The following is a 15,493-nucleotide window of genomic DNA, read 5'->3' on the forward strand; positions in this document are numbered from 1 at the left end:
CTCAGCTCCGCTGGGCCCGGATGAAGTCGCGATACCAGGCGAAGCTCGCCTTGGGCGTGCGCTTTAGCGTCTCGTAATCGACATGCACCAGCCCGAAGCGCTGCGACAGGCCGACCGCCCATTCGAAATTGTCGAGGATCGACCAGATGAAATAGCCGCGCACGTCCGCGCCGTCCGCGATCGCCGCGGCGAGCACCTCCAGATGCGCGGCGTGATAGTCGATCCGCCTGCTGTCCCGCACCACGCCGTCCGGGCCGGGTTCGTCGCCAAAGGCCGCGCCATTCTCGGTGATATGGATCGGGGGCAGCGCCGCGCCATAGCGGGCGCGCAGCTCGGCAAGTATCTCGCCCAGCCCCTCAGGAGTGACCGGCCAGCCGAAATCGGTGGTTGCGCGGTCCTCGATCGGCACCAGGTCGAAGGGCAGGTCGGACGGCATTGCATGCCCATCGACCACCCGCACGGTCTCGCTCGGCGCGGCGACCTTCTCGGCATTGTAGTAGTTGAGACCATACCAGTCGATCGGTGCGGAGATCTCAGCGAGGTCGGCTTCGACCGGACCGGGCATCACCGCGCCGATCGCCTCGGGATAGCGGCCGAGCAGCACCGGGTCGGAATAGAGCCAGCAGGTGAGGATGCGGTAGAGATTGGCGGCAGCCACGTCGGCCGGATCGTTGCTGGCCGGCCATACCGGCATCTGGTTGTTGACGATCCCGATGCCCGACGCCCCGGCAGCGCGCAGCGCGGCGACCGCGCGACCGTGTCCAAGCAGCTGGTGATGCGCCACCGGCAGAGCGCCGAGCCCGAGCGTCCTGCCGGGTGCATGGCCGCCGACTGCATAGCCCATGTTGGTCAGCACCATCGGTTCGTTGAGCGTCGCCCATCGCGCCACGCGGTCGGCAAGCCGCGCGCCGGCGATCCCTGCATAATCGGCGAACCAGCCGGCCATGTCGCGGTTGGTCCAGCCGCCCTGGTCCTCCAGCGCCTGGGGCGTGTCCCAATGGTAGAGCGTCACCATCGGCGCGATGCCGGCCTCGCCCAGCGCGTCGACCAGCCGCTCGTAGAAGTCGAGCCCGGGCTGGTTCACCGTGCCGCGACCCTCGGGCAGGATACGCGGCCAGGCAATCGACAGGCGATAGTCGGTCACCCCCAGGTCGCGCATCAGCGCGATGTCCTCGGCGAAGCGATGATAATGATCGGCGGCCACCGCGCCGCTGCTGCCGTCGGTGATCCGCCCGGGCTCGGCGCAGAACCGGTCCCAGGTGGAAGGGCCGCGGCCGCCCTCGGCGACCGCGCCCTCGATCTGATAGGCGGAGGCCGACACGCCCCAGCGGAAGCCGGGCGGGAAGGCCGGGCGGCCCGGCTCAGAACCGCCCATTCAACTCCACTCCCCAGAAACGCGGCCGGTCCATGCGGACATAGGGCGTGCCCAGCGTCTGCGCGCTGATCGGGTTGAGCGTGCGCGGCGTGCGCACGTCGAACAGGTTCTCGGCGAAGACCGACAGCGAGAAGGCATTCCCCGGCAGACGCCAGCCGATCCGCGCATTGACGATCTCGCGGCTGCCGCGCAGGCGCTTGAGCTTCGAGAAATCGACCATGTCGCCGTAGATCGGGCTGTTCTCCAGCGCTGCATCCGATGCGCGGATCGCATCGTTGAGCCGCCGCTTCGAGGTGTAGCTGTAGCTGGCATCGGCGAAGATGCCGCCGGCGCCGCCGCCAAGGTCTTGGTCCAGATGCGCGTTCAGCACGCCGCGGAAGCTGGGCTCGCCGGTCGGTTGGCCGTCAATGTCCACGCCCTGCTCGGTGCGGCTGACCCAGACCGAGTCGATATAGCCGGCCACCGCGCCGATCGAGATGCCCGGTGCGATCGAGAAACGGGTGTCGAGGTCGATGCCCCATGCCCTGGAGTCGCCGCTCAGCGTCACATATTGCGGCACGCCCGAGCCGCTGATCGATTCCAGGCTCAGCTGCTGCCGGTCGCGATAGACATAGTGATAGGCGGAGAGGTTGAACTGCAGCCGGCGCTCGAACAGGTTCGACTTGAGGCCGCCTTCGAAGTTCCACACCGTCTCGGGCTTGAAGAAGGAATTGAGCTCGACGCTGTTGTATCCGCCCGCCTTGTAGCCGCGCGCGGCCGAGGCATAGGCCATCACGTCCGGCGTGAAGTGATAGTCGATCACGAAGCGCGGGCTGACGTCGGAGAAGCTTTCCTTGCGGGTGAAGCGGGTGCCGTTCAGCGCGCCAGCCTCGAAGATGATGTTGGTGCCGACCACCGCGTTGTAGAAATCGGCGACGCTGATCGTTGCGGTGTCCGGGAAGACGCTGGCGCCCAGGATCGCGTTGTAGAGCGCGCCCGGTGCGCCGACCTGCGCCAGGCCCGGCGCGCTGTACGGATTGACCTGCCAGGAGAACTTCTTCTCGTCCCGCGTGTAGCGCAGGCCGACGGTGAGGTTCAGCTTGGGCGTGGCCGACCATGTCAGGTCGCCGAACGCCGCGTAGGAATCATTGTCGGCATGGTTGTCGATCGATTCCACCCAGGGGATGCCGAACACCGGCAGGCCGACGCTGTCGAGCACGGTGAACAGCGGCAGGCCGGCGACATTGGCGAGCACCGTGTCGATCGAATCGGTCAGCGCGATCGTCCGCGTCTTCTGCGTGGCGCTCTCGTGGAAATAGCTGGCACCGAGCACCCAGGTGAGCGCGCTGGTCGATTGGGCGAGGCGCAGTTCCTGGTAATAGCTCCGGTTACGCTCGTTATTCTCGGTGTCGAGGTGATGCGCGGCCAGGTTGGTGCCGTCCTCATCCTCGCGGTTGAGCGTCTTGAACCAGCGATAGGAGGACAGGCTGGTCAGCTTGAGCTTGTTGCCCAGATCCTGGTCGATCGTCAGCGTGAAGGCGTCGAGCAGCCGGGATTCGCGCGATCCGCCGAGCGTGTCGTTGGCGAAGGGGCCTTCGGGATCCTGGCTGAGCGCGAGCGGGCCGATGCCGATCGCGGCGGGGCCGTCCTTGTGGGTGTTGTCATGGTCATAGGCGAGCAGGATGTCGGTGCCCGCACCGGGGCGGAAGCGCAGCGCGGCGCGGCCCGACCAATTGTCCTCGCGCTCATAGTCGCGCCCTGTCACGGCATCGGTCAGATAGCCGTTGCGCTTGTTGTAGACACCGTTCACCCGCAGCGCGAGCGTGTCGCCCAGCGGAACGTTGACCATGCCCTCGGCACGCTTCCGCCCGTAATTGCCGAAGCGCAGCTGGGCATTGCCCTCGAACGCGTCGACCGGCTTCTTGGTGATGATCGAGATCGCGCCCGCCGAGGTGTTGCGCCCGAACAGCGTGCCCTGCGGGCCTTTCAGCACCTCCACCCGGTCGACATCGTTGAAGAAGATCAGCGCCGAGCCGGAGCGCCCGGTATAGACGCCGTCGAGGAACACACCGACCGCGGGCTCGGTGCCGATGCCGAAATCGTCCGAGGAGACGCCGCGGATCGCATAATGGGGCTGGGTGACCGAGGTGTCGTCGATCGTCAGGCCCGGCGTGAAGGTGTCGATGTCTCCGGCGCTCTGCGCGCCCAGCGCGTCGAGCGTCGCGGCGCTGAACACGTTGACGCTGATCGGCACGTCCTGGAGCGATTGCTCGCGCCGCTGCGCGGTGACGACGATTTCCTCGACCCCCGCTGCCTGGCCGTTCCCTCCACCGGCGCCGGTCTCGGCCGAAGTCGTCGTCGATTGCGCCCATGCCTGGCCGCTCCACAGCAATGCCGCTGCGCAGATTGCCGTCCCCCTTTGCACGTCCCTCATGTCGCCTCCCTCTGGCGTGTGCCGTTTTGCTTTTTGCTAGAAGTCCTTTCGGCCCGTTGCCGGGCAGCGCGGTTCCCGCGCGATGACGCGCCGGGTCGGATCGAAATGCAGGTGGGGTGGGGCGCCGCGCGGCGCCCTTCGGGTATCGGACAATGCTTGGTTCGCTTGGTCGGCCACCCAGTCCCCCTCGCGTACGGCTCTTGACCGGATTAGCGATGACTATTAGTTAGCCATGACTAATTTATAGTGTCAATGGGGGTGCGCATGGCCTTGCCGCGGGGGGAATTGCGTGGGGCTTCTGGCTGGAGGGCAGGGGCGCGAAGCCTGGCCGTGGCGAGCCTGGTTGCGCTGTCCGCCTGTGGCGGTTCCACCGGAACGCCCGCTGCCCGCCCGTCGCCGATCACCGAGGCGCAGAGCGCGGCGATGCAGCCCGGCGATACGCACCTCGCCCAACTCTACGAGACCTCGTGCAAGGCCTGCCACACTGTGCGCGACACCGGCGCGCCGCTGACCGGCGACCGCAATGCCTGGGATCCGCGCTGGGCCAAGGGCGAGCAGGAGCTCACCCGCAACGCCGTGGCCGGGCTGAACGGCATGCCGCCGGGCGGGCAATGCTTCGCCTGCAAGCCCGAGGATTATGCCGCGCTGATCCGCTTCATGGCGGGGCGCTGAGCGATGGCCCGGATCTCGCGCCGCGCGCTGCTGGTCGGTGGGGGTGTGGTCGGTGCGGGGGCGCTGACCGCAGGGGGGCTTGCCGGTCGCCGGCTCTGGCTCGACCGCGAGCCCCCCGAACCGCTACTCGCCGACAAGGCGGGCAACCTGCTATGGCGCAACTGGGCGGGCACCGCGCAATCCTATCCCGCCAGGCGCGCCGCGCCCGCCAGCGAGGACGAGCTGGTCGCGCTGCTCAAGTCGGGCCCGGCGCCGGTGCGCCCGGTCGGCTCGGGCCATTCCTTCTCGCAGCTGGTGCCGACCGAGGGCACCTTGCTCACGCTCGACGGGCTGACCGGCCTGGTTAGCCATGATGCTGCGAAGCATCAGGCGACGGTCTGGGCCGGCACCCGCCTGCGCGAGCTGGGCAGCGCGCTTGCCGCGATCGGGCAGGAAATGCCCAATCTGCCGGACATCAACAAACAGTCGCTCGCCGGCGCGCTGGCGACCGGCACGCACGGCACCGGCAAGGGGTTGAAGGCGCTGCACGGCGAAGTGATTGCGATGCGGCTGGCGACGCCCGCGGGCGAGATCCTCGACTGCGACGCCACCCGCAATGCCGACATCTTCAACGCCGCCCGGGTCAATCTCGGCGCTTTCGGGGTGGTGACCCAGGTCACGCTGCAGAACCGGCCGCTCACCCGCGTGCGCAAGCGCGTCGAGATCCGGCCTACCCGCGAAGTGCTCGAGGACTGGCCCGCCTTGCGCGCCCGGCACCGCAATGCCGAGTTCCTCGTGCTGCCTTTCACCAATCGCTGCGCGGTCATCACCCATGACGTGACCAGCGACCCGGTCCAGCCGCGCGGCCCCGATGCGGACGCCGAGACGCTGATGAGCCTCAAGACGCTGCGCGATGTGTTCGAGTTCGCCCCCGGCTTTCGCCGCACCATCGCCGCGCGCGAGCTCGACCGCATCGCGCCGGAGATCGCGGTCGACGAAGGCTGGAAGCTGCTCTCCAACGAGCGCCCGGTGCGCTTCAAGGAGATCGAATATCATGTGCCGATCGAGGCGCATGTCGCCGCGCTGCGCGAGGTGATCGATGCGGTCGAGACGCATCGCCGCGACGTGTTCTTCCCGTTCGAGGCGCGGATCGTCGCCGCAGACGATGCCTGGCTCTCGCCCTTCTACCAGCGCGAGAGCGGATCGGTCGCGGTCCATGCCTATTACAAGGAGGACCACGACTTCTTCTTCGCCCTGATCGAGCCGATTCTGCGCCGCCATGGCGGGCGGCCGCACTGGGGCAAGATGAACTCGCTGGGCGCACAGGACTTCGCCGCGCTCTATCCGCGCTGGCGCGATGCGATGGAGATCCGCCGCGCGCTCGATCCGCAGGGGCGCATGCTCAACCCCTATCTGAAGGGTATCCTGGGAAATGGCTGACGCACCCGCAAGACCGCGCCGCTTCGGCCGCCGGGCAATGATCGTCGGCGGCGCGGCGGTGGTCGCCGGCGGCATCGGCGTCGCGGCGCTGCGCAAGGGCGACCAGGGCGGCGCGCATGACGCCTATTTCCTCAAGCTGAGCAGGGCGCTGCGCGACGCCGGCATCGCGCATCCCATCCTAGTGGTCGATCGCCAGCGGCTGGATCACAATATCGCCGCCGCGAAGAAGGTGCTGGCGCCGTCGCGCCTGCCGCTGCGCGTGGTGGTCAAGTCGCTGCCCGCGCCGGGACTGATCGGCCATGTCATGGCCGGCATGGGCACCAACCGGCTGATGGTGTTCAACGGCGCGATGCTGGCCGACATGGCGCGGCTGCACCCCGATGCCGACCTGCTGCTCGGCAAGCCGCTGCCGGCGATCGAAGCCGCGGCGTTCCTGCGCACTCACAGCCCCGAGGCCGGCGCCAGGGTGCAATGGCTGGTCGATACCCCTGAGCGGCTGGCCCAATATGCCGGGATCGCGCAGGGCATCGGCCGCCCGATCCGTGTCGCATTCGAGATCGATGTCGGTCTGCACCGGGGCGGCTTCCCCGACACGGAGAGCCTGGCCAGGGCGGTGGCGCAGGCGCGGGCCAACCCGCTGCTCAGCCTCTCCGGGCTGATGGGCTATGACCCGCATGTCGTGAAGATGCTCGATCCCGACGCCGCCTATGCCGAGGCGCAGGAACGCTATCGCAAATCAATAGCAGCGATGAGGTCTGCCGGAATCGACCTCGCGGGGCTCACCCTCAACGGTGCCGGCAGCCCCACCTATGCGCTCCATGCCGGCAAGGGCACGGTGGCGAACGAAGTCTCGGTCGGCTCGGCCTTTGTGAAGCCGGTGGACTTCGACGTGTCCACGCTCGAGCCGCATCTGCCCGCCGCCTTCATCGCCACGCCGGTGATCAAGGCACAGCAGCGCTTCCGCCTGCCGGGCTATGAATGGCTATCCGGGCCGATCAACTTCTTCGATCCGAACACCGAGAAGGGCTTCTTCGTCTATGGCGGCCACTGGCTCGCCACGCCGGTCTCGCCGCCGGGGCTCGAATATAATGGCTTGTTCGGCCGGTCGAGCAACCAGGAGCTGCTCACCGGCTCGGCAAGGGTCGCGCTGCGCCCGGACGACTATGTCTTCCTGCGCCCGAACCAGAGCGAGGCGCTGTTCCTCCAGTTCGGCGACATCGCGCTGTTCGATGGCCAGCGCATCGTCGATCGCTGGCCGACGCTCCCGGTCTCGGCCTGACTTTACCCGTCCGGGTAACGTCTGGCGCCCGCACTGGCATTGAGACGGGCAGGCGGGCCGGACACTCTCCTCGCGAAAACCGGATCCCAGGCTCGAGGAAGTCCCAATGCTCAAATCCCTTCTCATGGCGACGGCACTTTGTGTCGCCGCGCCCGCCGTCGCGCAGGTCGCGCCGTTCCCGGCCGCCTTCAAGACGCAGGAAATCGCCACGAACGGCACCACCATCCATGTCCGCGTCGGCGGGCACGGCCCCGCCGTGCTGCTGCTCCATGGCTATGGCGAGACCGGCGACATGTGGTCGCCGCTCGCCGCCGCGCTCGACGACGATCACACCGTGATCGTGCCCGATCTTCGCGGCATGGGCTTGTCCGCCCATCCCGCCGGCGGGTTCGACAAGATGAACCAGGGACGCGACATGCAGGGCGTGCTCGCCGCGCTCGGCATCCAGAAGTTCGATCTGGTCACGCACGATATCGGCAACATGGTCGGTTTCGCCCTTGCCACCCAGCAGCCCGACCGGGTCGGCCGCTTCGTGCTGATCGACGCGCCGGTGCCGGGTGTCGGTCCCTGGGAAGAGATCCTCAAGAACCCGCTGCTCTGGCATTTCCGCTTCGGCGGACCGGACATGGAGCGCCTCGTCGCCGGGCGCGAGCGGATCTATCTCGATCGCTTCTGGAACGAGTTCTCCGCAAATCCGGCGCGGTTCGACGAGAAGTCGCGCCAGCACTATGCCGCGCTCTACGCACGACCCGGCGGCATGCATTCCGGCTTCGCCCAGTTCGCGGCCTTCGACCAGGACGCGGTCGACAACCGCGCCTGGCTCGCCACCGGTGCGAAGCTGAACATGCCGATCCTCGCACTCGGCGGCGAGAAGTCGTTCGGGCTGACCACGGCCGCGGTGATGCGCGCCGGCGCCACCAACGTGACCGAAGGGGTCGTCCCCGATTCCGGCCACTGGATCATGGAGGAAAACCCCGCCGCCACGGTCAAGCTGGTGAAGGCCTTCCTGGAGTCCGGCCGATGAGGGTGTCCCTGCTCGCCGCCGGTATCGCGCCGTTCGCGCTGCTGACCAGCCTCTCCGCCCACGCCCAGCAGGTGCGGCTGACGCCGGCGGAGATCGAGGCGCTGGCAAAAGGCGGGGCAGGGCCGGGGACCTCCGGTGTCGCCGGCATCCGCACCACCGTGCTGCTCGGCGATCCCACCAAGGCCGGCCCCTACACGATCGAGATCCGGGTGCCCGCGCATACCCGGATCCAGGCGCACACCCACCGCGACGAACGCAGCGCGGTGGTCGTCAGCGGTACCTGGTATTTCGGCTATGGCGCCATCGCCGACGAAGCGAAGGTGAAGGCCTTGCCGCCGGGCAGCTTCTATACCGAAGGCGCGAACGATGCGCATTTCGCCCTGACGCGGGACGAACCGGCGATCGTCTATATCAGCGGCTGGGGGCCGACCGACACGGTCTACACTGCCAAGCCCTGAGCCATCGTGGGTGCGGCCGTTACTCTACGGTTCCCCGGCGTTCGCCGGGGAACAGGAAGCGCTAAACCTCGATACGCTCTAGCGATCGATATAGCCCCGCCGCGTCGCCACCGTCACGGCGTGGGTGCGGTCATGGACGCCCAGCTTCTCGAAGATGGTCTTGAGTTGCGCCTTGATGGTGTCGACCGACAAGGTCAGCCGCCAGGCGATCTGCTTGTTGGGATGGCCCTCGGCAACAAGGCGCAGGATCGCTGCCTCGCGGTCCGTCAGCGGCTCGTCCAGCGCATGCTCGGCCAGCGCGTGGGCGATGTCGGAACAGACCACCCGGCGCCCGGCATGCACCGAACGGATCGCGTCGATCAGCTCGCTTCGGACGCAGTTCTTCAGCAGATAGCCGGATGCCCCTGCTCGGATCGCGCGGATCGCGTTCGCATCGCCGGGATAGGTGGTGAGCACCAGGATGCGCGCGTCGCCGGACAGCGCCCGGATCTTCTCGATCGCCTCGATGCCGCTCATGCCCTGCATCTGGACGTCCATCAGCGTGACGTCCGGCGCGAGGTCGCGGAACTTCGCGATCGCGTCCGGGCCGTCGCATGCCTCGCCGATGGCCTCCATATCGTCCTGCCGCGCCAGCAATCCGGTCACGCCTTCGCGCACCACGGGATGATCGTCCACCACCAGGACGCGGATCGGCGAGGCACCAGGCGAGGCAACGGTCATCCACGGCTCCACAGGCGTGCTAGCAGGCTGCGCTTCTCGGCCTTGTACGCGATTCCGCCAGGCACCGTGAGCAGCAGTTCGGTACCCTGATCCGCCGAGGGGCGGATGACAAGGCTTCCGCGCAGCCTCCGCGCCCGTTCGCGCATGCCCGCCAGCCCGTAATGCCCGGTGCGGCCTCGCGCCGCGAGCTCGGGGTCGATGCCCACGCCGTCGTCGGCGATGCGCAGCGCGAAGCTCGCGCCATAGTCGATCTCCACCTCGACGCGCCGGGCGCAGGCGTGCCGCCAGATGTTGAACAGCGCTTCGCCCGCGATGCGGCCGGTCTCCTCCAGCGCCGGCGTGTCCAGCGCGCGGGGCGTGCCGTTGATGGCGACGCATATCTCGACGTCGGGGCCGAAGCCCTGTCGGGCGATCAGCTCCCGGATGACCTGCTCGATATCCGCCGCCTGGCGGGAGCGCAGGTCGAGCACCCGGTCGCGTCCCTCGGCGATCACCCGGTCGGCGGTGTCGATCGCCCGCAGCAGCGCCGGGCGGCCGGGCTGCTTCGCCGGCAGATCGTCGACCGCGAGCTGGAATCGCAGGGTCAGCGACTGGATCGCCTGCAGCAGTGTGTCGTGCAGCTCGCGGGCGATGCGCTCACGCTCCTCGAAACGCTCCGCCATGCGCAGCCGGATGCGGCTGGCGACCACGCGCATCCGCATCGAATAGGCGAGCCAGAGCAGCGCGAGCAGCGCGGCCGCGCACAGCAGCAGGAACGGCCAACTCTGCACGAAGGTGGGGCGGATCTCGAAGCCGATCTCGGCACCGCTACGGTTCCACACACCGTCATTGTTCGCGGCGATCACATGGAAGCGATAGCTGCCCGGGCCGAGATTGGCATAGGAGGCCACGCGCCGGGTGCCGGCATCCACCCAGCCATCGTCCACGCCGTCCAGCCGATAGCGGAAGTGCACGCGCTGCGGCACCGCAAGGCTGAGACCGGCATAGGCGATATCGAGCGCGCGAGTGCCGGGCGGCAGGGTCAGGCTGCCCGGATCGCGCCAGCTTCGTCCACCGCTGGTCAGCGAACGGATCGTGACGGGCGGAGGGAGAGCGTTCTGCTTGAGCGTCGCCGGATCGAAATAGCCCGCGCCCTGGCGGTTGAGGAACCAGACGCGGCCGTCGCCGGCGACCGTGCTCTGCAGGCCCGCAAAGCCTGCATGCTGGGCCGCGCTGACCAGCCCGTCCTGCGAGTTGAACAGCGTGCGCGGCAACGGTGCATGCGGGTCCTGGAAGGCGCGGTCCAGGTCGGCGGTGGCCACCCGGGAGATGCCGGTGCGGGCGACCAGCCAGGTCTCGCCGCGCGCGGTCTGCACCAGGCTTCGCAGCCAGATCAGCCAGGGAAAGCGGCTCTGGTCGAGCCGGGTCAGCTTGCCGTCGCGCAGGCGCACCAGGCCCCGATCGTCGCTCAGGAAGATGTCACGCGTGCCGGCAGCGAGCATCGTGGCGGTGCCGAAGCCCTTTCTCAGGGTGAGGCGATCGCCCTCGAGCGTGGTGAAGTCGGGACGGCCGGTAAAGGCGATGCCGCCCGCGGGCGTGGCGATCATGTCCCACACATGCTGCTGCGCGAGCGCTCCGGTGGCATGGTGCCAGCCCCCCACGTCGCGCCAGACCAGCGGCTCACCGAAGATGGCGACCCACAGCCGGCCCTGGCCATCCTCGGCGCAATAGGTCGATGTGCCCTGACCGGGAAAGCCTGGTGCGGTCTCGATATGCTCGCCCACAATATGGAGTGTGCGGGCGTTCTGGACGATCCAGATGCCGCCGGCACGGGCGCGGCACATCGACAGGTTGCTGCCGTCCAGCTTCAGGATCGGCCGGGGCGCTCCCCCCGGCGCGATCCGGAACAGCGTGTCGTTCGATTCGATATAGACGCTGCCGTCGCTGGCGCCGGCAAGCGCCAGGCCGTGGACCGGGTCGGCCGGAATGGCCAGTTCCTGCGTCGCACTGGCGCGGCGGAACTGGTCGATGCCGGTCTCGGTGGCGATCCAGACGCTGCCCTCGCGATCGACGAATGATTCATAGCTGAAGTCCGAGGTCAGCCCGTTCGCCGCGTCGAACGGGTAGGCGGTTGCCCTCGCGCCGGCGGCCGACGGAATGTACGAGATGCCGATGGCCGCGGTCGTGCGCCACAGCCCGCCCTGCCGGTCGAAGCTCAGCGTGGCGGAGCGGACATTGGGGGCGGAGGGGAACTGGATGGCGCGCGCGGGCGCCCGGCCATGTCCGTCGCGCACCATGCGCGTGCCCGTCCCGTCGGAGACCCACAGCGCGCCGGACGGATCCAGCGCGATCCTCGGCCTGCCCGAGACGCGGTCGGGCAGCAGCTGGAAGCGGGTCGTGCCCGGTGCGAGATAGGCGAGGGCGCCGCTGTTCCCGCCCTGGTGGGTGAGCGCGATCCACACGCCGCTATCCGGCGCGATCACCAGCCCCATGACCGCGCCTTCGGGCCGCCCCAGCTTTTCCCCGATCGACTCCCATTTTCCACCGCGCAGGCGCCTGAGCTGCGTGTCGAACCGTCCGGAGGCGACCCAGATCGAGCCGTCCGGCGCCTGTGCCATCGGGCCGATCGAGGCGGGCGGGGCGGGCAGGTGCATGTCGACGAGCCGCCCGCCGCGGTACATCGCCACGGCGCCATTGCCGCCCAGCCCCACCCAGAGCGTGCCGTCGCGGCCGGCCAGCAGCCCGGTCGGCTCCACGCGTGTCCGCGCCGCGTCGGCGGGCCAGTCGATCCGCTCGAAGCTGATTCCGTCGAACCGGTAGAGCGCGTCGCCCGCCAGCCAGATATAGCCGTCGCGGGTCTGGGTGATCCTGAAGACACCGTTCGGCGCGCCTTCATCGGGACCCCAGCGGACATGCTTCAGCCCGCCGAACCCCGGCGGCGAGACCTGCGCCTGGAGCGGTATCGGCGCGAGCAGGCAGGCGGCGAGCAGCGCCCGGGCACTACCCGCCAAACGTCCCCGCCAGCCGACGATCCCCCGCCAAATCATCCAGCCCCGCGCCCAGTTCGTCCCCGTTCTGGTAGCGATAGCAAAGCCGCGGGCCCTTCTCCAGCCCGCGGCGGTGCGGGTCAGAGGCGCACGGCATAGAGCGCGTGATGCGCGAGGATGAACAGGGTGCGCCCGTCCGCCCCGCCGATCACCAGTTGCAGCGGCCGCTCGGGCACGTCGATGCGGCGGACCGGCTTGCCGGCGGCGTCATAGACGAACACCTGCCCGTTCGCGACATAGAGCGTGCCGTCCTTGTCGCGAGCCACGCTCTCGCCGCCGCGATCCGCGACGATGCGCAGGTCGGTCACCGTCCCGTTCGCGCCCACCAGCCCGCTATAGGTGCGGTTCTCCGAGCCGTTGGTCAGCGTCACCCGCTCGCCCGGCCGCGCCGCGACCAGTCCGTGCGCGTCCAGCGTGTCCGACCAGCGCCAGCCATTGTGATCGTCCGGCCCCTGGTTCCACACCCGGAATGCCGGCAGCACCAGCGACCCGTCGGGCGAGACATATTCGCGCATCTTGGGCGTGGCCATCGCCCGGGTGAAGAAGTCGGCGATCGGCGGGAACTGGTAGGTCTCCGGGTCGATGCGGTCGGCGAACTCGCCGTTGGCCCACATGTTGACCGGCAGCAGCGTCGCCGCGCCGTCCTGCACCCTGGCGGCGGTCGGGTCGATCACCCGCACCGCGCCGGGCCTGGCCGGATCGATGCTGTAGACCGTGGCGTCATGCCCGGCCGAGGACAGCACCAGCAGATGGCCCGAAGCGTCCACCGCCAGGCTCACCGGATCGAGCGGCGCATCCGCGACGATGGTCAGGCCTTCCTTCTCCGACCAGCCATGAATCCGCTGGAACTGCCGGTCGATGAAGTAGAGCTTGCCCTTCGCATCCGTCGCAGCGCCCGCGATCGAATAGAAGCCGTCGGCCAGCTTGCGCACCTCCGGCGATACCGGCACCGGCGTCCTGCCTGGTGCGACCGCGCCGACATCGAGCCGGGCGAACTCGCGCTCGCGCACTTCCTGCCCGCCGGTCACGTCCTTTATCGCATTCTCGAACGGATATTTGCTCGCCCGCAAATAGGTGCCGCAGCCCTTGTCGTCGCAACTGGCAAAGCCGCTCTCGGCGTTCACATGGACGTTGCGGAAGCGGATGTCGCTCGAGTTGGTGAGCTTCACCGCCGCATCCATCGGCTTGATCGAGCGCGTGACCCGGTAGCCGTGATAATTGGCGAACAGGATGTTGCGCGAGTTGCGGAACTCCGTCGAGATCGCGTTCACCCCGTCGCGCACTTCCTGCTCGGTCTGCGGCGCATGGAACTCCCAGTTCTCGACATGGTCGAGCACGATCTCGGCCCGGTAGTGGTGCTCGGCCGACAGCTCATAGACATAGCCGGGCGTCGTGGTGTCCGAGACATAGAAGCCCGCCGAGGCCAGCGTGTTGGGCGACCAGACCGCCGCGAAGGTGCCGCCGCCGCCATCGGTCACCCAGATGCTCGGATGCTGGCCGTCGAAGCGCGCCTTGGGGTCGCCGAAGCCGATCGGGCTGCCCTTGGTGAGCACGGTGCCGCCGCCGCCCTGGATCTTGACGTCGTTGACCATCGAGGCCGCGCCCGCCTTCCACAGCAGTGCCGTGGCGCGCGGATTGACCCCGCCGGTCCACAACCCGATGCCCGAGACGATCGCGTCGCCGCCCTTGGCGCTCGCCAACAATGCCTTGGCGCTGCCCACCCCGGCATAGGCCGGTGTCTCGTCGGGCAGGTAGAGATGGGTGAGGCTGGGGTGCAGCGAGATCAGCACGCTGTCCGGCCGCAGCCGCAGCGTGTCGGTCACCCGGTAGCGGCCCATCGGCAGATAGACCACGCGGTGGGTATCGATCGCCTTCTGCAACGCGGCGGTATCGTCAGTCTCGTCATCGCCCTTCACGCCCAGGTCGCGGGCATTGGCCCATTCGCTGACCGGGGGCAGGGCGCGGATCGCCGGCGCGGGGCGCTTGGGCATCTTCGCCAGCGGCGCCATCGACACATCGGTGGCGAAGGCGCCCATCGCGCCCAGCCCGGGCAGCTTGAGCCCATAGGAGAAGTCGCTCACCCGGTAGGCGCGGCCCTGGCCCGCCACCGTCCGGCCGCTGTCGCGGAAGCGGGCGAAGACCGGCGTGTCCTGCGCCACCGCGTTCATGAAGCCCACCTGGGTGAACACGCTGTTCTCGTTCGAGATCAGCACCCCGGCCTGGGCGACATTCTCGAAGCGCACGTCCTTGCCCCACAGCGAATCCGAATAGCCGCGGTCGATCTCGATCCCCACCGGGGTGTTGCGGATCGCGACATTGACCAGGGTCAGGTCAACCTCATGCTCGCGGATCGCCGCGTCGCGCTGCCCCTCGAACTCGGAATCGATCAGCGTGAACTGCCAGGCGGGCGAGGTCTTCTCGGTCAGGATGCCGTAGCGCCCGCCATAGAAGCGCAGATTCTCGCACTCGTTGCCGGCCTGGTAGATGCCGGCCAGCCCCGATCCGAGATGGAAGTCGACATGGCGCAGGAAGCCGTGCTGCGCGACGCGAAAACGCACCGCGACCGCGCCTCCATTGCCCTTGCCGATCTCGAAATCGACATTGGACAGCGCTGAATAGAAGGTGCTCGACGTCGCGTCATAGATGTCCGGATTGGCCGGCACGCTGGTGGGCGGCGGCACCGGCACCTTGCCGACGCGGTACTGGTCCTCGCCGGTGAAGCTGACCATGGCCGCCACGCCCTTGCCATAGCCCGGCGTATCGTCGCCCAGCACGATCACCGGCCTGGTGGCGCCGACGCCGAACACGCGCACGGCCGAGCGCACGAAGATGGTGCGGCTGATCCGGTAGCGGCCGGAGGGCAGGAAGACGACGCCGCCCTTGCCCCCCACGGCCGCCGCGTCGATCGCCTGCTGCAGCGCGGCGCTGTCGTCGGCGCGGCCGTCGCCCACGCCCTTCACGGTGATCGCGCGCGGATCGTTCGGCTGGGTCCGGTAGACCGAGGTCGATTGGGCAGGCGCGGGAAGCGGGCACAGCAACAGGGCCGCGCAAAGCAGGCGGAAGGCCTTCATGAACCTCTCCCGGAATGGGCTGATGGAAAGACAATG

Annotated in this window: 10 protein-coding genes; 5 read left to right on the forward strand and 5 right to left on the reverse strand. The window is 68.6% G+C overall.

Annotation, left to right across the window (positions count from 1 at the left end):
- Position 1 precedes the first annotated feature (1 nt).
- Together AC1RJ5_RS21150 and AC1RJ5_RS21155 are read right to left on the reverse strand one after the other, a co-directional pair.
- Positions 2-1,375: a GH1 family beta-glucosidase gene (locus AC1RJ5_RS21150; protein WP_493115530.1), complete on the reverse strand. Its 1,374-nt coding sequence runs from the start codon at positions 1,373-1,375 to the stop codon at positions 2-4.
- On the reverse strand, positions 1,362-3,788 hold the full coding sequence (locus tag AC1RJ5_RS21155; RefSeq protein WP_493115532.1) for a TonB-dependent receptor: 2,427 nt from the start codon (positions 3,786-3,788) through the stop codon (positions 1,362-1,364). The genes AC1RJ5_RS21150 and AC1RJ5_RS21155 overlap by 14 nt, the downstream gene beginning before the upstream one ends.
- A 330-nt stretch (positions 3,789-4,118) precedes the next feature.
- On the opposite strand from AC1RJ5_RS21155, the gene AC1RJ5_RS21160 reads away from it, so the two are divergent.
- The 5 genes from AC1RJ5_RS21160 to AC1RJ5_RS21180 all read left to right on the forward strand — a co-directional run bounded on the left by AC1RJ5_RS21160 (position 4,119) and on the right by AC1RJ5_RS21180 (position 8,640).
- Positions 4,119-4,460, forward strand: a complete 342-nt coding sequence (locus tag AC1RJ5_RS21160) for a c-type cytochrome (RefSeq protein ID WP_342251641.1) — start codon at positions 4,119-4,121, stop codon at positions 4,458-4,460.
- 3 nt (positions 4,461-4,463) lie between these two features.
- On the forward strand, positions 4,464-5,879 hold the full coding sequence (locus tag AC1RJ5_RS21165) for a D-arabinono-1,4-lactone oxidase (RefSeq protein WP_493115535.1): 1,416 nt from the start codon (positions 4,464-4,466) through the stop codon (positions 5,877-5,879).
- Positions 5,872-7,158, forward strand: coding sequence for an alanine racemase (locus AC1RJ5_RS21170; protein ID WP_493115537.1), 1,287 nt, complete (start codon positions 5,872-5,874; stop codon positions 7,156-7,158). The genes AC1RJ5_RS21165 and AC1RJ5_RS21170 overlap by 8 nt, the downstream gene beginning before the upstream one ends.
- A 106-nt stretch (positions 7,159-7,264) precedes the next feature.
- Complete coding sequence (locus AC1RJ5_RS21175) at positions 7,265-8,182, forward strand: alpha/beta fold hydrolase (RefSeq protein WP_493115539.1); 918 nt, start codon at positions 7,265-7,267, stop codon at positions 8,180-8,182.
- Entirely contained in the window at positions 8,179-8,640 is a 462-nt protein-coding gene (locus AC1RJ5_RS21180; protein WP_493115541.1) for a cupin domain-containing protein, read from the forward strand. Before AC1RJ5_RS21175 ends, AC1RJ5_RS21180 begins: the two co-directional genes overlap by 4 nt.
- A gap of 78 nt (positions 8,641-8,718) precedes the next feature.
- Here the strand turns inward: AC1RJ5_RS21180 and AC1RJ5_RS21185 are convergent, their stop codons facing one another.
- The 3 genes from AC1RJ5_RS21185 to AC1RJ5_RS21195 form a co-directional block, all read right to left on the reverse strand.
- Entirely contained in the window at positions 8,719-9,360 is a 642-nt protein-coding gene (locus AC1RJ5_RS21185) for a response regulator (RefSeq protein ID WP_493115543.1), read from the reverse strand.
- A complete protein-coding gene (locus AC1RJ5_RS21190; protein WP_493115545.1) occupies positions 9,357-12,350 on the reverse strand; it encodes a sensor histidine kinase in 2,994 nt (997 codons plus the stop codon). The genes AC1RJ5_RS21185 and AC1RJ5_RS21190 overlap by 4 nt, the downstream gene beginning before the upstream one ends.
- Before the next feature lie 116 nt (positions 12,351-12,466).
- Complete coding sequence (locus AC1RJ5_RS21195; RefSeq protein ID WP_493115547.1) at positions 12,467-15,457, reverse strand: glycosyl hydrolase family 28-related protein; 2,991 nt, start codon at positions 15,455-15,457, stop codon at positions 12,467-12,469.
- Positions 15,458-15,493 lie beyond the last annotated feature (36 nt).

It is taken from the genome of Sphingomonas sp. GW822-FHT03G08 (assembly GCF_058801135.1).